The sequence below is a fragment of the Neomesorhizobium albiziae genome, assembly GCF_900114255.1.
In the GTDB taxonomy this organism is placed as follows: Bacteria; Pseudomonadota; Alphaproteobacteria; order Rhizobiales; family Rhizobiaceae; genus Neomesorhizobium; species Neomesorhizobium albiziae.
In genome coordinates, this window is sequence record NZ_FOSL01000032.1 from 1 (window position 1) to 19,690 (window position 19,690).

A 19,690-nucleotide genomic window follows, 5' to 3' on the forward strand; every position below is an offset into this window, starting at 1 on the left:
CTTCGGGCAGATCGCGCCAACGTGCACCCGAACGCGCCATCCACAAGAGCGCGTCGAAGAAGCGTCGTCCATCACTGCGTGGACCGCGCTTGCCCTTGCGACCGCCCGGAACGAACGACTTCACCTTCTCCCACTGATCGTCGCGCAAAACCTCTCCGTCCATCGCCAGCCTCCAAAAGCCAGCGTTGAATCTGATTTGCGCAACTTTGGGAATCCCAAGCCGTTAAATCGTCACTACAGCCTAGCAACTTATTGAATTTCTAGTGTCGTTTTGATTTCGAAGTTCGCTCGGGGCGCGATATTGAAGTCATGCGAACTTCGAAATCACGACACTAGAGCAAAAAGCTTCGGTGGATGGCCCGCGTCGCTGCTCGACACGCGGTGACCGGTTTGCTTAGGTCGGCGAATGAGCAGGAACAACCTCTATTTCATCATCGGCGCTCTCGTGGTCGCGGTCGTTGCGCTGGGGATCTACGTCTATCGCGAGGAGCGGAAACCTTCGGGCGTCGAGCTGCGTATCGACGAGACCGGTATTTCAATCGAGGAGAAGTAGAATGGGCGTTGAAAGTCTGCTTGTGTTCCTGATCATCGGCGCCATCGCCGGCTGGCTGGCCGGCTGATCGTCAAAGGGTTTGGATTCGGCCTGCTCGGCAACATCGTGGTCGGTATCGTCGGCGCCCTCATCGCCGGCTTCATTTTCCCGCGCATCGGGCTGGCCTTCGGCGGCGGCGTTCTCGCGGCAATCGTGCACGCCACGCTGGGCGCGGTCATCTTGCTGGTGCTCATCCGGCTGGTGAAGCAGGCTTGACAAGGCGGCCGAGCGCTCGTGCAGCCGGTAAAGGCAAGCTTGCCATATCTTCGCCGAAGGTCCCCTTCGGGCTGCTCAGCATTTCAAAGATTGCAATTGAGCGCCCGCGCACGGCTGAGGTATCACACCTCAGTCGGGTCCTCGGCTGGAGGTTTTTTACCTCTAAACCAATAAAATGCCGCAAGGATCGCGGGAATGCCCGTGCCGCCAGCCACGAAAAGCCAAATCGGGGCAATTTCAGCTGCAACATCCTTTACACGCTGGTATGCACTAACCCTCACTAGGATAACGTCCTCATAAGTCTTCAGCGTGTAGGGTGGTGCATCAGCATCGCCAAGATGCGAGTAAACAACTAGGTAGAGGAGACTAACACCGGTAGTTTTTGGGGTCACTTTCCATTGCCAGGATGTTTCATCATAGTCAGATACTTGTTTTTTTACATCATCAATCGGAGTAACATCTATTCCGCCAACTCCCCTCATTTTGACCGAAACAAATGCACTGACTGGAATGAGGCCTTCGTTTCTTTCCCCAGGAACTACATCGTGGAGAATTGGAAGCGGACGCATCGTCGGTGAGATTTTGAAAACAATATCGACGGGTTGGTCGCGCCACATTTCATCGACAATGTTATAGATATAATTAGCGGTTAAAAGTGGTGTCGTCTGAAATGGAAGTTCCGGCAATGTACTGAGTGGATTTCTTGCACTGGCTCCACAGCAATCCTCCGGAAACTTCGTAAAGGTCAGGGTTCCTTTCGTGAACACCACCGGCTGGAATACGCTAAGCATTACCACGGCTAGGCCTAAAAGCAGGAAGCCGATCCAGTGCCTTGAAAGAAGTCTCAGGAAGCCCATACCCTCTTCCCCTAGCAAGTATCTTCCGACCCATTACATTCTACTAAAAATTGCTTGCTATGCATACGCCTAACCTTGGCAGAACGTTCATTGATCGATGATTGGAACAAAGTCTCTCCCACAAATGACTCAGTAAAGCGTTCGCAAGGGCGGTTTGTACGATTGGACCTAGAAATATAGCCCCTGTATGGGGCTCTAATTGGCGTCTAGATCGCCTTATTTTTTATAGAATGACTTCAACTGCTTACGCTCGTTGGTGGTTCCACAGCGAAGTTCCGGTGACGGCTCCTTGCTAGTCTGCGACATGCGCGCGGCCATAAACGTTTGAGATAAAATATATGTAAGCTCTGGATCAAAAGTGGAGCCGGCCCGGGGACAGGGCCGGCTCCTAACCCGGTCGTTGGGGACGGGGAGGGTGGGGACTCGACCGGGTATTCGCGCTGGCCAATTACTTGACCGAGCCGACCGCCACCGCGCGGCCATCGTTGATCGACACCCAAGCGCCGGAATTCCGCTCCGACTGGCGCTTGAGGTAGGTGTAGTCGGTGTCCTGCCAGGCGAGGATGCGCGGCTCCAGATTGTCGAGGATGTAGTCGCCGTTGCTGGTGCGCACGGTAAGCACCGCATGGCCATCGCCGTTCGGTTGACGGACGACCGTGATCAGCAGGCTGCCGGCAGGCACGCCCACCGCCATCAGTTCGCGGCGCTTCTCCAGGACATAGTCCTCGCAGTCGCCGACACCTTCGGGAAACGACCAGACCTCTTCCTGGCCCCACATTTCCTCGTCGGTGCGCGGCACTACGGTGGTGTTGACCGAATTGTTGATGTTGATCATCGTCTCCCACAGCTTGCGGGTGAGCTGCGTGGGGCGCGCAGTCGAGGTGCGCTGGGCACATTCCTGCGGCTCGGTCTGGCAAAGCTGATAGTGGCCGATCGGCTGCGTGGTGCGCTTTCCGGTGATCATGGCCGGGTTGGCATGGGCCGCGCCGGCGAGCGAAACGAGCGAAAATCCCAGAGCTGCAAGCAGCAATCCAACTTTTGTTTTTGTCATTGCGATGTCTCCCCAGTCGAGGAGACAATGACAGATGCGGATTTATTTGACGCAAAACCGGGAAGTAGATATTGAATAGAAACAGAAGAGAATAAGAATAAAACTCAATTCAAATAAGTATAAAATTTTCAGGAAAATGGCCGCGACCTGTTAACCATACCGATTTTGCAGATGCGGGCGGATGCGGATTGAGCAAAGGGGAGTGGCCTGCCACGCCTGGCCGGCGCGAGGCGTCCGCGGAGCAGTCGATGCGCGGATTGGCGGGAGCAGGGGAAGCCGGCTACGGCCGGGCGTTCATTCCCTCGATTGCGACCAAGAAGCCGAGGGGCATGCTCAAGTGCGCGCCCTCAAAGGCGTGGGGAACGCATCGGGAAGGTGCAGGCGGCGTCAGGCGCGTTTTGCGCTGAATTCGGTTTCGAGCGTTTCGGGCCGCTGTATGACCGCGAATTCGAGGGCGATGCCGTCCTCGAAATGTCGCACGACCTGCCCGCGCATGGTGCCGAGCGTCACCTGGACGCCCAATGCCGGCTTGACGTCGATTTCGACCGCCGCGCCCGAAAGGGACAGGTCGATGATGCGGCAGGAGTATTGACGCCCGTCGGTCAGCACCAGCACGCTCGACGCGTTGCGCGGCGCGACGCGTTCGTGCCGGCGGTCTTCCGGCAAGTCGAGTTCGTGTTTGTTGGCCAGCCACGTCAGCTGCGCGGCGAGCTTGTCCTTCTTGCGGTCGGACGCGATCACCGTCATGGCGAAACCGTCAACCATGGTGCGGGTCACGACGCCCTCGATGCGGCCGATATGGTCGATGTAGGCGATGACCTTTTCGCCGGGTTCGCCGATACGGTCGGCGAGCAGCGCAACGTTGCCGGGGGACATGTCCACGACCTGGCACGAGTGTTCCGAGCGGTCCTCCAGCATGAAGCGGCCGTAGATCTTCACGCGTACGCGTTGAAAATTCCGCCTTTCCACTCTGGACGACGGCAGATCGACCGCAGCAGGCTGCATCACGACAACACCCCCATGTCCTTCGCCATGCGAAGGGACGCACCTGAAAAATACGGGAATTCAGGTTAATAAGCGGTAAGCCAGCAGCTTAAAAATTGAGGAAATTCAGGCTATTCGTCGCGCCCGCCGTCGAAAATGACGAGATGGCGGATGCGGCGGCCGTGCGCCAGTCCGGGCTCGCCGCTGGAAAGGGCCGCAGCACTCGGCGCGAGCGTGGGAACCGAGACGGCTGGCCGGTTCTTGAGGAATGTCGGTTCGCGGTCGGGATCGACGACACGCACCGAATCGATACGGGCTTCGATGATCGGATCCGCGCCCAGCCAGTAGGGTTTGGTGCTTGCCGACACGACGCCCAGGCAGCGCGGGCTTTCCACGCCGCCGTCGAGCGGCAGCAGCAGCAATTCGAAAGCATTTTCGCGGCCGTTGCGGCTGATGCCGTCGAAGGTGATCACGACAACGGATTTTGAGGTGAAAGCGCCCTGGGCGAGGCGGCTGATCAGGCGCTGATCCTTTTCGCTCCACAGCGAGGCAAATGTAAATCCCTTGAGTTCGCGCCCGTAGACGGCGCAGAGCCGGGTACCGGCGAGCCGGAAGATGGCTTCGCCACGCGTGTCCTTTTCGAGGATGAACGTGTCGGCGAGCAGGGTCTTGATGTCGGCGGGTTCGATTTCGGTCCGCTTGGGTGCGGCCCGTCCATCGCGCAGCCTGTTCCAATAATGGAACAATGCGATCGATCCGTCCTGTTTCATGCTAATCTGCTCCGCGCGTCCCGCCATCAAGTGTCCCATTGGTGAACAGAAGGGCGCCCTCCGTTGACCTACATGCAGTTCGGAGCAGGTTGCATGCCAGCGGCGTTAACCGTTGTTCACGGGTCGGGACCGTTAAGGTTAACAGATGGTTTACGTTGTCCTCCCGGCGGGCTTGCGGTACTTGAGAATCACTCCACGAAGGAGCCGTTTCTGACCTGCGGCTCAACTTCGGACAGCGATTTCAGGGGAGCATGGGGGCTCGACCGGGCCGTTCAAGGGAAACCTTGGGCGGCCTTCTTTTTTGCCGATTCGGCGCGTTACCCCTAAATAGGCCCGATGAGCAGATACCCGGAGATTCGCGCGAGATGAGCGAGCCAGTGACCAGAGGCCGCCCCGAGGCGCTTGAACCAGAAGCGGCGCGCCGCGAGCCGATCTTCAATCTTCCTGCGGTGGTGGTGGCGCTGATTGCGCTCTGCGTGCTGATTCACCTGCTGCGGGTCTATGTGCTCAGCGCCGGCCAGGATCTGGCGGTGCTGGTCAACTTGGCTTTCGTTCCGGTCTTTTATTCCGGGCGCTTCGGTTTTGATATTTCCCAGTTCACCAGTCCGATCACCTATGCCTTCCTGCATGGTTCAGCCGTGCATCTGGTGGTCAATATGATCTGGCTCGCGGCGTTCGGGTCGCCATTGGCAAACCGGCTTGGCGTCGTGCGATTTCTGCTGTTCTGGGCGTTCACCGGAATCTGCGCGGCATTGCTGCATTATGTCCTGCATATGGAAGATCCGTCGCCGCTGATCGGCGCATCGGGAGCCATTTCGGGAATGATGGGAGCGGCCGCGCGCTTCGGGTTCCAGATCGACCGCAGCTCCGGCAGGCCGGCCTTCGCCGGCTGGCCGATGCCGATCCTTGCGGTGTTTCGCTCCCGCACGGCCGTCACCTTCCTCGGCGTTTGGATGGTGGTCAACCTGGTGACCGGACTGATCGGCTTTGCGCCGGGCGTCGGTGACACGATCGCCTGGGAAGCGCATATCGGCGGCTTCCTGGCCGGGTTCCTGTGTATCGACTGGTTCGACCGGTCGCGTCGCGCGGGCAGCGCGGACATGTGGGACCGCGTCTGAACATCACTATCGCTCCATACGGATTGCCGACTTTTCCATACACTTGAAAAGGGCCGCGCCTGAGAGCACGATGCAGTCGGGCGAGGACGCCGGCCGGGAGGCCGGCGCCGACTGAAGAGGAAGGAGGCCACCATGACGGTGAAGGCAATTCTTGAACTCAAGGGCCACGATGTCGTTACGCTCGGGCCGAACGAAAAACTCTCCGAAGCGGTCCGCATCCTTGCCGAAAAGCGAATTGGCGCGCTGGTGATCACCAATGGCGACCGAAAGATCGTCGGCATCCTGTCCGAGCGCGACATCGTGCGCACCTTAGCCAAGGATGGCGCTGCGGCGCTCGACCATCCCGTCCGCGAGGCGATGACGGCCAAGGTGAAAATCTGCAATGAGTACCACACGGTCAACGAGGTCATGGAAATCATGACAACCGGACGCTTCCGGCACCTGCCGGTCGAACGCGGCGGCATGCTCGACGGCATCATCTCGATCGGCGACGTGGTGAAGCGGCGCATCGAGGATGTGGAACGCGAAGCCGAAGAAATACGCGCCTATATCGCGACGGCCTGAATTTCCCAATCGGCCCGAGATCTGCCGCGCCAGCGACCGAACCGGCCGTTGGCGCGTCACGTGCACACGTCTCGGGCTACGCATCACTCGACCATCCTCAAACCGTGACGATGGAAATCGCCGGATCGCGATAGTCCGCGATTGCCGGTCGTTGAGCGTTTGGCTGGCTTGGGCTTTGTCGCCCTTGCCTCTCCGGGCCGTTTGCACTAGCGAAGGCCGACACTCAAATGTTGCCGAAAACGCAATGTTCTCGACGCGCTAGAGCGGAATGCATCCAGGTTGTAACGGGCACTCCTCTCCAGCTGTTGTTTTGGCCGCATTTGTGCGACGTCAGGTGATTCCACCTGGCTGCAAAAAATGCTCTAGAGATCCTTAGCCCATGTCCATCATCGATACCCGCATCCCCGAAGCGAAACGCCTGATTCCCGGCGCCACCGGCGACTGGGAGGTCATCATCGGCCTTGAAGTGCATGCGCAGGTGACTTCGGAAGCAAAGCTGTTTTCCGGCGCCTCGACCTCGTTTGGTGCTGCGCCCAACGCCAATGTCAGCCTCGTCGATGCGGCGATGCCCGGCATGCTGCCGGTGATCAACGAGGAATGCGTGCGCCAGGCGATCCGCACGGGCGTCGGGCTGAAAGCGCAGATCAACCTGAAATCGGTGTTTGACCGGAAGAACTATTTCTATCCCGACCTGCCGCAGGGCTATCAGATCTCGCAGTACAAGCAGCCGATCGTCGGCGAGGGTGTCGTGACGGTTTCGGTCGGCCCCGACTCGAAGGGCGAGTTCGAGGACATCGAAGTCGGCATCGAGCGGCTGCACCTCGAGCAGGACGCCGGCAAGTCGATGCACGACCAGCATCCGACCATGTCTTTCGTCGATCTGAACCGCTCCGGCGTTGCGCTGATGGAAATCGTGTCGAAACCCGACATGCGCTCGGCGGACGAGGCCAAGGCCTATCTCACCAAGCTGCGCACCATCGTGCGTTATCTCGGCACCTGCGACGGCAACATGGACGAAGGCTCGATGCGCGCCGACGTCAACGTGTCGGTGCGCAAGCCGGGCGGCGAGTTCGGCACGCGCTGCGAGATCAAGAACGTCAACTCGATCCGTTTCGTCGGCCAGGCCATCGAATACGAGGCGCGGCGGCAGATCGCAATTCTCGAGGACGGCGGCCAGATCGTCCAGGAAACCCGGCTTTTCGACCCGGGCAAGGGCGAGACCCGTTCGATGCGCTCCAAGGAAGAAGCGCACGACTACCGCTATTTCCCCGATCCGGACCTGTTGCCGCTGGAGTTCGACCAGGCCTATGTCGATGCCCTGGCCAAGGATCTGCCGGAACTGCCGGACACCAAGAAGGACCGGCTGGTCAAGGCGCTCGGCCTGTCGGCCTATGACGCGTCGATCCTCGTGTCGGAAAAGGCCATCGCCGATTATTTCGAGAAGGTCGCCGCCGGCCGCGACGGCAAGACCGCCGCGAACTGGGTTATCAACGACTTGCTGGGCGCTTTGAACAAGGCCGGCAAAGACATTGAAAATGCGACGGTTTCGCCGGATCAGATCGGCGCAATCATCGACCTGATCAAGGAAGGCACCATTTCCGGCAAGATCGCCAAGGACCTGTTCGAGATTGTATGGAACGAAGGCGGCGACCCCCGCGAGCTGGTCGAGAGCCGCGGCATGAAACAGGTCACCGACACCGGCGCCATCGAAAAGGCGGTCGACGAGGTAATTGCAGCCAACCCGGACAAGGCCGAGCAGGCGCGCGCCAAGCCGACCATGGCCGGCTGGTTCGTCGGACAGGTGATGAAGGCGACCGGCGGCAAGGCAAACCCGCAGGCGGTCAACGAGCTGGTCAAGGCCAAGCTCGGCATCGAGGAATAGCGCCATGTTCGTCCGCACCGCCTCGGAACGCGATATCGAGGCCGTGCGGGCGCTGCTGGTGGAGACGTGGCACGCAACCTACGACGCGATCTACGGCACCGAAAAAGTCACGGAAATCACGGACAGCTGGCATTCCATCGCATCGCTTCGCCGCCGGCTGACGCGGCCGAATTCAGAGTTCCTGGTTGCCGATGACGGCAAACGGATCGGCGGCATGGCATATGCGGAGGCCGATGCCGGCGGCGACACGGTGATGCTCAGGCAACTTTATGTGCTGCCGGCGCTGCAGGGACGCGGCATCGGCGGCATGCTGCTTGACGAAATCATCGAGAGTTTTTCGGACGCGAAGCGCATGCGGCTGGAAGTCGAAGAGCAGAACGTCAAGGCGATCGCGTTTTATCAAGCGCACGGTTTCGCCCAAACCGACCGCACCGCGAATTGCGGGGCCGACCAGTCCGGCATTCCGGCGCTCATCTACGAGATGCCGCTGATTTGACGTGTTTCGTCAGCGGCCATCGACGTGAAGCAATCGCGTCCGTTTCTTCATCCAGACCAGGACGGCATAGACCAAGAACCCGGCGGCCAGGAACCCGATCCACGCGCCATCAAAACCTGGCTGTGCCTCGGTGAGATATTCGCGCCCCTGATCGAGCACGAAAAGCGATGCGAGAATGGAGAGCATGCTCGAATGCTCCCGTTTCAACACGGTACGGAAGGAAAACGGCAGTTCCGGACGCTTCCAGCCGGAGAGTCGCGGAAAGAATGCCGGAACCTCTTTCGCCCACGCGAGGTAAGTTTCGCCGAATTTTTCCGTCAGGAATCGCTCCTCGGCCGCGATGATCCGCTCCAGATAAACAATCAGAAACAAAAACATGACGAGCGACAGAGAGAGACTCTGCGTGAACATTGTCACACCCATGATCGTCACGGCATTGCCGAGATAAAGCGGGTTGCGGGTCAGTGAATACATGCCGGTCGTATTCAGGGATTCGGCTATCTGGCGGCGCGTGTTGCGCCCGGACGTACCGCCGGGAACGAAACCAGCGGTGAGAGCGCGGATGCCGAGGCCGGCAAAGGCGATTGCGATGCAGAATGCTTCGTAAAATTCATCGGCTGAATGGCCGAAATATGTTTCCACCGGTTCCGGCTGACTGATCGTCAGCAGGATTATCGGTACGAAACCCAAAAGGACGTAGCTGCGCCAACGGAAGAGCCAGCTTCCCTGCCGTTCAAGTGAATCGGTGATCATGGACGTCCTCAAGAGTGGAACGGGCAGCAAAACCGACATTGTGGCCGAAATTGCGGCTATCGCAGGTCGATCAATTGCCGCGGCGGTGATGATCATATCTCGAAAATATTCCCCGAACCGGCTAACGAGGGCGGTATTGATGGGGAATGGTCAGTGGCCAGACATGACATAACCGGCATAACAATCAGGCTCGCCCAACGCAGCGATCTGCCGGGGTTGATTGCGATTTTTGCCGCCGATGAAATTGGCGGCCATGGCGACACGACCGAACCCGCGGCATTGCCTGCCTATCGCACGGCTTTCGACCGCATCGCCGCCAATCCGTTCGATACGCTCTACGTCGTTGAACTCGGCGGCGACGTCGTCGGCACCTTTCAGACGACGCTCGGAACTTCATTGCCGGGGCGCGGTTCCTTAAACCTTACGATCGGAGCGGTGCAGACGCGGGCGGACATGCGCGGGCGCGGCATCGGCGCCGCGATGATGCGTTATGCGATCGAACGGGGCAGGGACGCCGGCGCTGCAACCATCCAGCTGATGTCCAACAACGACCGTGTCGACGCACACCGCTTCTACAGGCGGCTCGGCTTCAAGCAGAGCCATGCCGGCTTCAAGATGAAACTCCTGGATTGAGGCGGGCGGCCTCTTCCGCCGCGATCCGGCCGATGTAGACGGTGAAATCCGGATCTTCGCCGGGCAGCAGCAACGGAAGGTTCTCGCGGAAATCCTCACGCCGGCACCATTCGCGCATGAAGTCCTCCCATGAACGCCAGCGGCGGGCCTTGCGGGGCGTCATGGGGTCTTCATAGGCAAAGACGTAGGCGCGTTCGAAGAGGGCGATCAGGATGCCGAGCATGGCGAGCATACGTTCACGCTGGTCTTCGCTCAGATTCGGTGTCGCATGGCTGGATTGAAGCTTCAGGTCGGGATTGTCCAGGACAAGCTTGAGGAAATCCGTGTAACCGTCGGAAAGCAGCTGGTAAATTTCTTCCTCTTCGGTTTCGCGTCGTTTGCGCTGCTCGTGGAAGAAGATGAAGATCGCCATCGGCAGGCCGATGACGGTCACCATGTTGCTGAGCAATTCCCAAATCTGCATCGTTCCCATGGAGAGGTTCCTGCTGACGCCGGCAACGGATACTATGTGCTGGCGCATGCCCTGCCAATTGCCGCAGCCGGCAGGCGGCCTCTTGCCATGAAGGGCAGTGGCGGCCATAAGGCGGATAGCCAGAATCCGCGCCATCGCGAGGTAAAACACGATGAAATTCCTGACCCAGTTTTTTACCTGGTGGAACGGCCAGACGCTCGGAACCCGCTTCCATACCTGGCGCTATGGCACGGAAGTCGGCCACGACGAATTCGGCAACATCTACTACGAGGGCGGCAAGGATTCCGAAGGCCGCACCCGCCGCTGGGTCATCTACAACGGCTATTCGGAAGCCTCGATGATCCCGCCCGGCTGGCACGGCTGGATGCATCATCGCGTCGACACGCCGCCGGTGAAGGAGAACTACAAGCCGCGCGAGTGGCAGAAGCCGCATGAGCCCAATCTCACGGGCTCGGCAGCCGCCTATCGTCCGAAGGGGTCGGTGCTGACCAACGAGCACAGGCCTCGCGTTACCGGCGATTACGACGCGTGGACGCCGGGCAATTGAGCCGGCCGACGGGTGGCAGGTCTTTTGTTGCCACAATTCGCGTTTAACCGATTTGTGCATGGTGCGGCGACAGGCCCGGCAAGCGAAAAATCTGATTCGGGCTCAACTTCCGGTATTTCCTGATGGCATTTGACTGGCGACCAAGAAATACGGCCCGTCTGACGGCATGCGCGGCTGCGGCTTCGATGCTCTTGCTCGCGGCAGCTCAGGCGCAGGAATCGGTCGACCCCGAATTTCCGCCACTCGATGTGCCGATGGAGGGTGAGCCTGCGCCGGCTGAGCCAGCGCCTGCCGAGCCAGCGCCGAACGCGCCGGCTCCGACAGAAACCGCTCCGGCCAAGCCGGCTCCCGTGCAGCGCATCAAGAATCCGATCGCCGAATTTTCCGGCATCGACAAGATCACCGGCCGCATCACGACCTTCGATGTCTATATCGACGAAACGGTGCAGTTCGGCGCGCTGCAGGTGACGCCGCGGGTCTGCTATTCGCGGCCGAAGGAAGAAGAGCCGAAGACCGATTCCTTTGTGGAAGTCGACGAAATCACCCTCGACCGGAAGATACAGCGTATTTTCACCGGCTGGATGTTTGCCGAAAGCCCCGGCCTCAACGCGGTCGAACACGCCGTTTACGATGTGTGGCTGAAGGCCTGCAAACAGAAGTCGGACGTGCCGCCGCCGGAAACGCCAAAGACCAATTAGGCTCGGAACCCGCTTCGGCGGGCCGCGTTTTGCTTCTTCACCTTCGAAGGAGCGCCGACATGTCCGCGGCACATGACAAACTGCTTGCTCTCGAAAAAGAGTTCTGGATCGCCGGCGAAGAGTTCTTCCGCAGGAACGCCGACAAAGACTGCCTCGTCGCCTTCACCGAAATGGCCGGGGTGATGAGCAACGCGGACCTCGCGGCGACCGCCAAAAAACCAAATCGCTGGAAAGAGCTGGAAATCGAACTGAAGGGCATCGTCGAGCCAACCGACGGCGTCGTGCTTCTCAGCTATGAAGCCAGTGCCGTGCGGGAAAACGGCGAGCCTTACAAAGCGCTGGTCAGCACCGGGTACGTCAAGCGCGACGACGGCTGGAAGATGATGTTCCACGCGCAGGCACCACTGGAGCGGCGTTCACAAGGGTAAGGGCTAAAACTCGGCCTGACCCTGCAGCGCGTCTTCCAGCAGCTTTTCGTATTTGCGGCGCGGCATGTCGACAGCTCCGAACCGCTTCAGGTGATCTGTCGTGAACTGCGTGTCGAGCAGCACGAAACCGCGTTCGTTGAGGTGTTCGACCAGCCGCACCAAACACACCTTGGACGCGTCGCGCTCGCGCGCAAACATGCTTTCGCCGAAAAAGGCGCGCCCGAGCGAGACACCGTAAAGCCCGCCGACCAGTCTGCCCTCCCGCCAGGCCTCCACCGAGTGGCAGTTGCCGCGCATGTGGAGGCCGATATAGGCCTCGCGGATCGGTGCGTTGATCCAGGTGCTTTCGCGCTCCGCACGGGCTTCCGCGCACGCGTCGATGACGGCTGCGAAATCATGGTCGAAGCGGATCTCGAAATGACCCCGGCGGATGGTTTTCACCAGGCTTTTGGGCACATGCAACCCGTCGAGCGGAATAACGCCGCGGGTTTCCGGCCGTACCCAGAATACTTCCGGGTCGTCGGCGCTTTCCGCCATCGGAAACACGCCGGACGCATAGGCCTTCAGCAGGAGTTCTGGCGGAATGCGATAACCGGGAGCGTAGGGACGGGTCATCACACCACAAATACCGCTCTATTCGGTCTCCGCCAGATGCTTCTCCAGCCAATGGATGTCGTAGTCGCCATTGGCGATGTCGGAGTTGCCGACGAGGTCGCGAAACAGCGGCAGCGTCGTCTTGATGCCGTCGACGACGAATTCGTCGAGCGCCCGGCGCAGCCGCATCATGCATTCCACCCGGTTGCGGCCGTGCACGATGAGCTTGCCGATCAGGCTGTCATAGTAGGGCGGGATCTTGTAGCCGGAATAGACGCCGCTATCGACGCGGATGCCGAGGCCGCCCGGCGTGTGAAAATGCGTGATGGTGCCCGGCGATGGCGTGAAGGTGCGCGGGTCTTCGGCGTTGATGCGGCATTCGATGGCGTGGCCCTGGAAGCGGATGTCTTGCTGGCTCACCGAAAGGCCGCCGCCCGAAGCGACGCGGATCTGTTCGTGCACGAGATCGATGCCGGTGATCGCTTCCGTGACCGGATGCTCCACCTGCAGGCGGGTGTTCATCTCGATGAAATAGAACTCGCCGTTCTCGTAGAGGAATTCGATGGTGCCGGCACCCGAATAGCCGAGGTCGGCGATCGCCTTGGAGCAGGTGGTGCCGATCCTGTCGCGCTCTTCGGCGTTGAGGGCAGGCGAGTTGGCCTCTTCCCAAACCTTCTGGTGGCGGCGCTGCAGTGAGCAGTCGCGTTCGCCGAGATGGATTGCCTTGCCGGCGCCGTCGCCGACGATCTGCACCTCGATGTGGCGCGGCTTTTCCAGATATTTCTCGATGTAGACGGCGTCGTCGCCGAAGGCCGCACCCGCTTCGGAGCGCGCGGTGGCGAGCGCGATCTCCAGATCCTGCTCGCTGCGCGCCACCTTCATGCCGCGGCCACCACCGCCGGCGGAAGCCTTGATGATGACGGGATAGCCGATTTCGGCGGCGATGCGCTTGGCCTCGCGTTCATCGGTGACGGCGCCATCGGAGCCCGGAACGACCGGAATACCCAGGCGCTTGGCCGTGCGCTTGGCCTCGATCTTGTCGCCCATGATGCGGATGTGGTCGGCCGAAGGACCGATGAAGGTGATGTTGTGGGCAGCCAGGATGTCGGCGAACTTGGCGTTTTCCGACAGGAAGCCGTAACCGGGATGCACGGCGTCGGCGCCGGTGATCTCACAGGCGGCTACGATCTGATGAATGTTCAAATAGCTGTCACGCGACGGCGGCGGACCGATGCAGACGCTTTCGTCGGCCAGCCTGACATGCATGGCGTCGGCATCGGCGGTCGAATGGACGACCACCGTCTGGATGCCCAACTCCTTGGCGGCGCGCAGCACCCGGAGGGCGATTTCGCCGCGATTGGCGATCAGGATCTTCTGGAACATTTTCGGCGCCCGATCCCGCTCTACTCGATGACGACCAGCGGCTCGCCGTATTCGACGGGCTGACCATCCTCGAACAGGATCGCGGTGACGGTTCCGGCGCGCGGCGAGGGGATCTGGTTCATCGTCTTCATGGCTTCGATGATGAGCAAGGTCTGGCCTTCGCGCACCTGCTGGCCGACCTCGATGAAGGCCTTGGCGTCCGGCGAGGGCGCCGCATAGGCGGTGCCTACCATCGGCGAGGGTACGGCATTCTTGGATGGATCGGCGGGGGCAGCAGCCACCGCAGCAGCGGCCGGCTGAGCGGGCGCGGCGTTGGTCTGGCCGGGGAAGACCGGGGCAACCGGTGCGGCTACCGTATGGACCGCCGCCGACTGCCTGGATACCCGCACCCTGAGGTCGCCCTGCTCGACCTCGATCTCGGTCAGGTTGGTATCGTTCAGGATGCCCGCCAGATCGCGGATCAGCTGCTGGTCAACACCGGTTTTTTTAATCGACATACGAGGCAGTCCTTGTGTTTTTTCAAGCCCGGTCAAAACCGGGCGGCCAGCGCCCTCAACGCCAGGACATATCCGAGCGGGCCGAAGCCGCAGATCATCCCAACAGAAACCGGGGCGATCCTGGATAAATGGCGAAAGGTTTCGCGCGCGTGAATATTGGAAAGATGCACTTCGACGACCGGAACCGGCTGGATCGACCGGATGGCGTCATGAATGGCGATCGACGTGTGGGTGTAGGCGCCGGCATTGATCGCGATGCCCGCCGCCTTGTCGCCGGCTTCCTGGATCCAGTCGACGAGAACGCCCTCGTGGTTCGACTGACGGAAATCGATGGCGAGCCCCAGTTCGGCGCCAGCCGCCTTGCAATCCTCTTCGATCGAAGCAAGCGTCATGCCGCCATAGATGTCTGGCTCGCGCTTGCCCAGCGTATTGAGGTTGGGACCGTTGAGAATGAAGACCGTTTTCAATATGCACCTTTCGACGCCGGGGCTATCCCGGCGCGACGGAACTTCTATAATTGGCATAATCCGCTGCGGAAAGAGCGCAAGAGGCTTCTTTCGCTGTCCACAGGCGGTGTTTCAAGCCGAAAAATTGGAAATCAGCAGGTGGCCTCGCCGCAATTCTTCGCCGCACTGATTTTTTCGGCGAGCACTTCCTGGCCAAGCGCGCCAAACACCACCTCGTTGCCGACCACGTAGGACGGGGTGCCGGTGATGGCGAGCTTGTTGGCGAGTTCGTAGGTACTGGCGAAGGCCTCGGCGATGGCGGGGTCCTGCATTTCCTCGCGCAGCTTCTTCTCGTCGGCGCCGAGCGCCAGCGCGATCTTGATGGCGCTGGCTTCGCCGGCACGGCCCTGGCCGCCGAGCAGCTGGTCGTGGAATTCGCGATATTTTTCCGGCATCATTTTGCGGAAAGCCATCGAAACGGTGTGGGCTTTCTGCGAATCCGGTCCCAGAATCGGGAATTCCTTCAGCACGAAACGCAGGTCCGGATCGGCCTTGATCAGCGCGTGCATGTCCTCGATGGCGCGTTTGCAGTAGCCGCAATTGTAGTCGTAGAACTCGACGATGGTGACCTTGCCGTCCGGGTTGCCGACGACGCCGTCGAACTCAGAATTGAAGATCTCTGCCTTGGCTTCCTTGATGACGCCAAGGGAGGCGAGGCGCTGCGCTTCCTTCTGCTTGGCCTCCAGGGCCTCCTGGACTTCGAGCAGCAGTTCGGGATTGGCCAGGAGATAGTCGCGCACGATCGTCTCGACCTGCTTGCGGTCCATCGGCGTTTCCTGGGCAAGCGCAGGAGCGGGCCGTCCGGCGAACAGGCCGACTGCCAAAATGGCGACAGCGCCGGCCGTGCCGAGCAAAATTGACTTCTTCATCGTCCTGATCTCCAAAACCCGTGCCGGTGGGCTGCGATCCGCGCGTGCCCCAAAGGTCACTTCTTTTTCTTGCCGGTCCGGTAATTTATGATGTCCTGCGCCCGGACCCAGCCGGGGCTGCCGCGCTTGAACTTCATCTGCGAGCGCGCAGCAAAGATTTTCGCATCCTGATAGTTGCCACTGTAATAATGGCCCTCGGCCAGGGCAAGCTCGGCGGACGCCTCGTCGCCAAGCCGGCCATAGGCCTGTGCGAGATACTGGTAGCCGGACACGTTCTGCTTGTCGCGCTCAAGGCCTTGCTGCAACACGTCGACCGCCTTGCGGACAAGTTCCGGCTTGCCCGTCGCCAACAGCGCCTGGCCGTAGCCGACCTGCAGCATGCTCGACTTGACCGGATCGAGCTTCATGGCGCGCTCATAGGCCTGGGCGGCTTCTGCCGGCCGGTTCGCCTTCATCAGCGAGTCGGCACGCAACTCCTGGAAATAGGGGTTTTTCGGCCGCTCCTTGATCAGCGCGTCGGCCTTGGCGACCGCGGTGCGCGGATTGCCGTACTGGTAAGCCGAGATCGCTTCGGCATAGGTGGCTGCCAGGCCGCCGCGCTGCTTGCGGAACAGCCGCGAGGCGCCTTCCGCTCCCTGCGTGAAGACGGCGATCTTGGCCCGCATCAGATCGTGTCGCTCCTGCAGCGTCGGCGAATCCTGGGTGTTGAAGTAGGGGCTGGCCTGCGCCAGCGTCTCCAGGTTGGCGATACGTTCGCGCGGCACCGGATGGCTGATCTGGTAGGGATCGATCTTGGTGCCGGAGAGCGACAGCGCGCTCTGGAAGCGCCCAAAGGTCTTCAGCATGCCCTTGGCCGACTGGTGCGTGGCGTTCAGGTAGGTGATGGCCGAGCGGTCGGCGGTGATTTCCTCGGTGCGCTGGTAGCCGAGCAGGCCACGCCGGGCGAATTCACCGCCGCCGGCCGCGATGCCGGCGCCGGCCTGCGCCACTTCGCCCGAGTTCGAGGCAGCGCCCGCGACGACCGCGCCAAGGCCAAGGAGGCCAGCCACGATGGCCATGGTCTGTGCGCGCTCGAGCTGTTCGCGCAGCCGTTCCTGGTGGCCGCCGGCGATGTGGCCGGCCTCGTGCGCCAGCACGCCGATGATTTCGTTGGGCGTTTCCGCCATCAGCAGCGCGCCGGTGTTGATGAAGATGCGGCGGCCGGCGACGAAGGCGTTGAAGCGGCGGTCGTTGACCAGGATGATATCGATGTTGGACTTGCTCAGCCCGGCAGCACCCAGGATCGGGCGTGCGTAGTCGCGCACCAGCGCTTCGATCTCGGCATCGCGCACGATCGGCACGCTGCCTTGAGCGGACGCGACCGTCGGCGCGGCGGTCAGCACAGGCGTCGCCACCGCGACGGCAACGGCCGAGCGCAGCACAATCGCAAACGTCGCGGACAGAATCGATCTGGTCGGCATGGTGGGAATCACTCGTAGATGAGCACGGCGCCAATGAAAAGGCAGCTTGCGAGGGATCATGAACTTGTGATCCCCACATCATTCGGGCATTTGTGCGGCGCCGCAGCGCATTGAGCGCCGCGCCCGCCGCAAATATGCCCGGCGGAGAAGAACGGAAAGGGCCCTCCATGGTTGTTTCGCTTTCGCGCCGCGGCGACGTCGAGCCGTTCCACGCGATGGACATTCTGGCGGAAGCGAACAGGCTAAAAGCGCAGGGCGTGCCGGTGATCTCCATGGCGGTCGGCCAGCCGTCCGACCCGGCGCCCACACGCGTGCTGGAGGTGGCTGCGAACGCGCTGAAAAATGGCCGGATCGGCTACACCGACGCATTGGGACTGGCATCCCTGCGCAAGGCGATCGCCGACCACTACGCCGACCACTACGGGCTGGAGATCGCACCCGGCCGGATCGCGGTGACGACCGGCTCTTCGGCAGCCTTCAACCTGGCCTTCCTGGCGATGTTCGACCCGGGCGACCGCGTCGCTATCGCGGCTCCCGGCTATCCCGCCTATCGCAACATCATGACGGCGCTGGGCATCGAGGTGGTCGAGATCGAGCTTGGTGGAGACGCCTACCTGCATGCCGGCCACATCGAGGCCGCACATGCCGAAAAACCGCTCAAGGGCGTGCTTTTCGCCAGCCCCGCCAATCCGACTGGCGCGGTGGTTCCCGCTGAGGAATTGAAGCTCATCGTCGAAACCGCCGAAAAGCTCGGCATCGGGGTGATTTCGGACGAAATCTACCACCGGCTCGCCTATGACGCGCCGGACGCCACGGCACTCGCCTATGGCAGCGGCGTCACGGTGATCAACTCTTTTTCGAAATACTACTGCATGACCGGTTGGCGCGTCGGCTGGATGGTGCTGCCCGAACCCCTTGTGCGGCAGGTCGAGCGCATTGCGCAAAGCCTCTACATATCAGCGCCGGAACTGTCGCAGATCGCGGCGACTGAGGCCTTTCACGCAACGCAGGAGCTGGAGGCGGTGAAGGCACGCTATGCCTGGAATCGCGAACTCCTGATGAAACGCCTGCCTGAGCTCGGCTTTCCGCTGGCCGCGCCTATGGATGGCGCTTTCTACGCCTTCTGCGATGTCACCCGGCACACCAATGACAGCATGGCTTTTGCCCGAAAAATGCTGGCCAAGGCGCATGTGGCGGCAACGCCGGGGCGCGATTTCGACCCGCTTGCGGGACATAGAACCATGCGCTTTTCCTATGCCGGCAGCCACGACGAGATGGTCGAGGCGATGGCGCGCATCGAGCGCTGGCTGAAATAGGCGGGGACGATGGCTGAACTCGAAAAGGCGCTGGCCGATATCGCCGCCGAAATGGCGGCGCGCACCGACCGCGGCAACGTCGCCACCTACATTCCGCAGCTCGGCAAGATCGATCCGCAGAAGTTCGGCATCGCGGTCGCCACCAACGACGGCAGCGTGCTGGTGGCTGGCGATGCCGACGAGGCGTTTTCGATCCAGAGCATTTCCAAGGTTTTCACGCTGACGCTGGCTCTGGGCGAGGTGGGAGACGCGTTGTGGAAGCGGGTGGGCCGCGAGCCTTCCGGCAATCCGTTCAACTCGATCGTCCAGCTCGAGCACGAGAACGGCATTCCGCGCAATCCGTTCATCAATGCCGGCGCCATCGTCATTTCCGATATCATGCTGGCCGGGCATCGTCCGCGCGAAACGATCGGCGAAATCGTGCGCTTCGTCCGCTTTCTGGCCGATGACGACACCATTGCGATCGACCACGCGGTCGCCGCCTCCGAGCAGGCCACCGGCTTTCGCAATTTCGCGCTTGCCAATTACATGAAGTCGTTTGGCAATCTACGCCATCCGCCGGAACTGTCGTTGGGTGTCTATTTCCACCAGTGCGCCATCGCGATGAGCTGCCGGCAGCTTGCGATGGCCGGACGCTTCCTCGCCAATGATGGCCGCCATCCGGAGACCGGGCATTCGGTGGTCTCGGCTGAACGCGCGCGGCGCATCGCATCGCTGATGCTGACCTGCGGCCACTACGACGGCTCCGGCGAGTTCGCCTTCAAGGTCGGAATTCCCGGCAAGAGCGGCGTCGGCGGCGGCATACTGGGCATCGTGCCTGGCGTCGGCTCGATGGCTGTCTGGTCGCCAGGCCTCAACGCCAACGGCAATTCGCAACTTGGCTCGATTGCGCTGGAAATGCTGGCGAAAGCGATGAACTGGTCGATCTTCGCGCCACGATAGGAACTGGCGGCGCGCATCCCGGACATAAAAAGGCCGCGCTATCCCAATGGAAGCGCGGCCTT

General features: G+C 61.1%; 24 protein-coding genes and 1 pseudogene. 12 read left to right on the plus strand and 13 right to left on the minus strand.

The genetic code is table 11. The annotated features are described in order from the left end of the window. Positions 1-163, minus strand: a 163-nt coding sequence (locus F3H98_RS27230) for a transposase (RefSeq protein WP_149760831.1), incomplete at its 3' end; no start/stop codon positions are given. Between the two features lie 243 nt (positions 164-406). Here F3H98_RS27230 and F3H98_RS31370 point away from each other — a divergent pair. Together F3H98_RS31370 and F3H98_RS27235 are read left to right on the plus strand one after the other, a co-directional pair. After that, on the plus strand, positions 407-553 hold the full coding sequence (locus F3H98_RS31370; protein WP_188130597.1) for a hypothetical protein: 147 nt from the start codon (positions 407-409) through the stop codon (positions 551-553). Position 554: 1 nt separating this feature from the next. Then, a pseudogene (locus F3H98_RS27235) lies at positions 555-808 on the plus strand (GlsB/YeaQ/YmgE family stress response membrane protein). Between the two features lie 122 nt (positions 809-930). Here the strand turns inward: F3H98_RS27235 and F3H98_RS27240 are convergent. The 4 genes from F3H98_RS27240 to F3H98_RS27255 all read right to left on the minus strand — a co-directional run bounded on the left by F3H98_RS27240 (position 931) and on the right by F3H98_RS27255 (position 4,470). Continuing rightward, on the minus strand, positions 931-1,665 hold the full coding sequence (locus F3H98_RS27240; RefSeq protein WP_149763678.1) for a hypothetical protein: 735 nt from the start codon (positions 1,663-1,665) through the stop codon (positions 931-933). Positions 1,666-2,113: 448 nt separating this feature from the next. Next, positions 2,114-2,716, minus strand: coding sequence for a transglutaminase-like cysteine peptidase (locus F3H98_RS27245; RefSeq protein WP_149763680.1), 603 nt, complete (start codon positions 2,714-2,716; stop codon positions 2,114-2,116). 387 nt (positions 2,717-3,103) lie between these two features. After that, positions 3,104-3,721, minus strand: coding sequence for a PilZ domain-containing protein (locus F3H98_RS27250; protein ID WP_149763727.1), 618 nt, complete (start codon positions 3,719-3,721; stop codon positions 3,104-3,106). Positions 3,722-3,831: 110 nt separating this feature from the next. Then, complete coding sequence (locus F3H98_RS27255; RefSeq protein ID WP_149763682.1) at positions 3,832-4,470, minus strand: PAS domain-containing protein; 639 nt, start codon at positions 4,468-4,470, stop codon at positions 3,832-3,834. A 365-nt stretch (positions 4,471-4,835) separates the two neighbouring features. Between F3H98_RS27255 and F3H98_RS27260 the strand changes: the two genes are divergently transcribed. The 4 genes from F3H98_RS27260 (at position 4,836) to F3H98_RS27275 (ending at position 8,530) form a co-directional block, all read left to right on the plus strand. Continuing rightward, positions 4,836-5,588 (plus strand): rhomboid family intramembrane serine protease, encoded by a 753-nt coding sequence (locus F3H98_RS27260; RefSeq protein WP_149763729.1) that lies wholly within the window; start codon positions 4,836-4,838, stop codon positions 5,586-5,588. Positions 5,589-5,720: 132 nt separating this feature from the next. Further along, positions 5,721-6,152 (plus strand): CBS domain-containing protein, encoded by a 432-nt coding sequence (locus F3H98_RS27265; protein ID WP_149763684.1) that lies wholly within the window; start codon positions 5,721-5,723, stop codon positions 6,150-6,152. A gap of 379 nt (positions 6,153-6,531) precedes the next feature. Beyond that, the gene (gene gatB / locus F3H98_RS27270) at positions 6,532-8,034 is read left to right on the plus strand and encodes an Asp-tRNA(Asn)/Glu-tRNA(Gln) amidotransferase subunit GatB (protein WP_149763686.1); all 1,503 of its coding nucleotides are present in this window, start codon (positions 6,532-6,534) and stop codon (positions 8,032-8,034) included. A gap of 4 nt (positions 8,035-8,038) precedes the next feature. Beyond that, positions 8,039-8,530: a GNAT family N-acetyltransferase gene (locus F3H98_RS27275; protein ID WP_149763688.1), complete on the plus strand. Its 492-nt coding sequence runs from the start codon at positions 8,039-8,041 to the stop codon at positions 8,528-8,530. 9 nt (positions 8,531-8,539) lie between these two features. Here the strand turns inward: F3H98_RS27275 and F3H98_RS27280 are convergent, their stop codons facing one another. Then, positions 8,540-9,379 carry a methyltransferase family protein gene (locus F3H98_RS27280; protein WP_244621930.1) on the minus strand — a complete coding sequence of 280 codons (840 nt, stop codon included), beginning with the start codon at positions 9,377-9,379 and terminating at the stop codon, positions 8,540-8,542. A 57-nt stretch (positions 9,380-9,436) separates the two neighbouring features. Here F3H98_RS27280 and F3H98_RS27285 point away from each other — a divergent pair, with 57 nt between their 5' ends. Further along, positions 9,437-9,916, plus strand: a complete 480-nt coding sequence (locus F3H98_RS27285; protein WP_244621931.1) for a GNAT family N-acetyltransferase — start codon at positions 9,437-9,439, stop codon at positions 9,914-9,916. Here F3H98_RS27285 and F3H98_RS27290 read toward each other — a convergent pair. Then, positions 9,894-10,538 (minus strand): hypothetical protein, encoded by a 645-nt coding sequence (locus tag F3H98_RS27290; RefSeq protein ID WP_244621932.1) that lies wholly within the window; start codon positions 10,536-10,538, stop codon positions 9,894-9,896. The genes F3H98_RS27285 and F3H98_RS27290 overlap by 23 nt on opposite strands. Position 10,539: 1 nt before the next feature. On the opposite strand from F3H98_RS27290, the gene F3H98_RS27295 reads away from it, so the two are divergent. The 3 genes from F3H98_RS27295 (at position 10,540) to F3H98_RS27305 (ending at position 12,061) form a co-directional block, all read left to right on the plus strand. After that, entirely contained in the window at positions 10,540-10,935 is a 396-nt protein-coding gene (locus F3H98_RS27295) for an NADH:ubiquinone oxidoreductase subunit NDUFA12 (RefSeq protein ID WP_149763690.1), read from the plus strand. Positions 10,936-11,189: 254 nt separating this feature from the next. Further along, complete coding sequence (locus tag F3H98_RS27300) at positions 11,190-11,633, plus strand: DUF2155 domain-containing protein (protein WP_149763738.1); 444 nt, start codon at positions 11,190-11,192, stop codon at positions 11,631-11,633. Positions 11,634-11,692: 59 nt separating this feature from the next. Continuing rightward, a complete protein-coding gene (locus F3H98_RS27305; protein ID WP_149763692.1) occupies positions 11,693-12,061 on the plus strand; it encodes a hypothetical protein in 369 nt (122 codons plus the stop codon). Between the two features lie 3 nt (positions 12,062-12,064). On the opposite strand, the gene aat is transcribed toward F3H98_RS27305, so the two are convergent. The 6 genes from aat to F3H98_RS27335 all read right to left on the minus strand — a co-directional run bounded on the left by aat (position 12,065) and on the right by F3H98_RS27335 (position 17,370). Beyond that, positions 12,065-12,676, minus strand: coding sequence for a leucyl/phenylalanyl-tRNA--protein transferase (gene aat / locus F3H98_RS27310; protein WP_149763695.1), 612 nt, complete (start codon positions 12,674-12,676; stop codon positions 12,065-12,067). Positions 12,677-12,694: 18 nt separating this feature from the next. Next, positions 12,695-14,038 carry an acetyl-CoA carboxylase biotin carboxylase subunit gene (accC, locus tag F3H98_RS27315; RefSeq protein ID WP_149763697.1) on the minus strand — a complete coding sequence of 448 codons (1,344 nt, stop codon included), beginning with the start codon at positions 14,036-14,038 and terminating at the stop codon, positions 12,695-12,697. A gap of 20 nt (positions 14,039-14,058) precedes the next feature. Beyond that, positions 14,059-14,535 (minus strand): acetyl-CoA carboxylase biotin carboxyl carrier protein, encoded by a 477-nt coding sequence (gene accB / locus F3H98_RS27320; RefSeq protein WP_149763699.1) that lies wholly within the window; start codon positions 14,533-14,535, stop codon positions 14,059-14,061. A gap of 32 nt (positions 14,536-14,567) precedes the next feature. Continuing rightward, the gene (gene aroQ / locus F3H98_RS27325; RefSeq protein ID WP_149763701.1) at positions 14,568-15,002 is read right to left on the minus strand and encodes a type II 3-dehydroquinate dehydratase; all 435 of its coding nucleotides are present in this window, start codon (positions 15,000-15,002) and stop codon (positions 14,568-14,570) included. 131 nt (positions 15,003-15,133) lie between these two features. Beyond that, positions 15,134-15,910 carry a DsbA family protein gene (locus F3H98_RS27330; protein WP_149763703.1) on the minus strand — a complete coding sequence of 259 codons (777 nt, stop codon included), beginning with the start codon at positions 15,908-15,910 and terminating at the stop codon, positions 15,134-15,136. A 56-nt stretch (positions 15,911-15,966) separates the two neighbouring features. After that, positions 15,967-17,370 carry a M48 family metalloprotease gene (locus F3H98_RS27335; RefSeq protein ID WP_149763705.1) on the minus strand — a complete coding sequence of 468 codons (1,404 nt, stop codon included), beginning with the start codon at positions 17,368-17,370 and terminating at the stop codon, positions 15,967-15,969. A gap of 167 nt (positions 17,371-17,537) precedes the next feature. Here F3H98_RS27335 and F3H98_RS27340 point away from each other — a divergent pair, with 167 nt between their 5' ends. Next, positions 17,538-18,686: a pyridoxal phosphate-dependent aminotransferase gene (locus tag F3H98_RS27340; RefSeq protein ID WP_149763707.1), complete on the plus strand. Its 1,149-nt coding sequence runs from the start codon at positions 17,538-17,540 to the stop codon at positions 18,684-18,686. 9 nt (positions 18,687-18,695) lie between these two features. Further along, on the plus strand, positions 18,696-19,628 hold the full coding sequence (locus F3H98_RS27345; RefSeq protein WP_149763709.1) for a glutaminase: 933 nt from the start codon (positions 18,696-18,698) through the stop codon (positions 19,626-19,628). Positions 19,629-19,690: the final 62 nt, after the last annotated feature.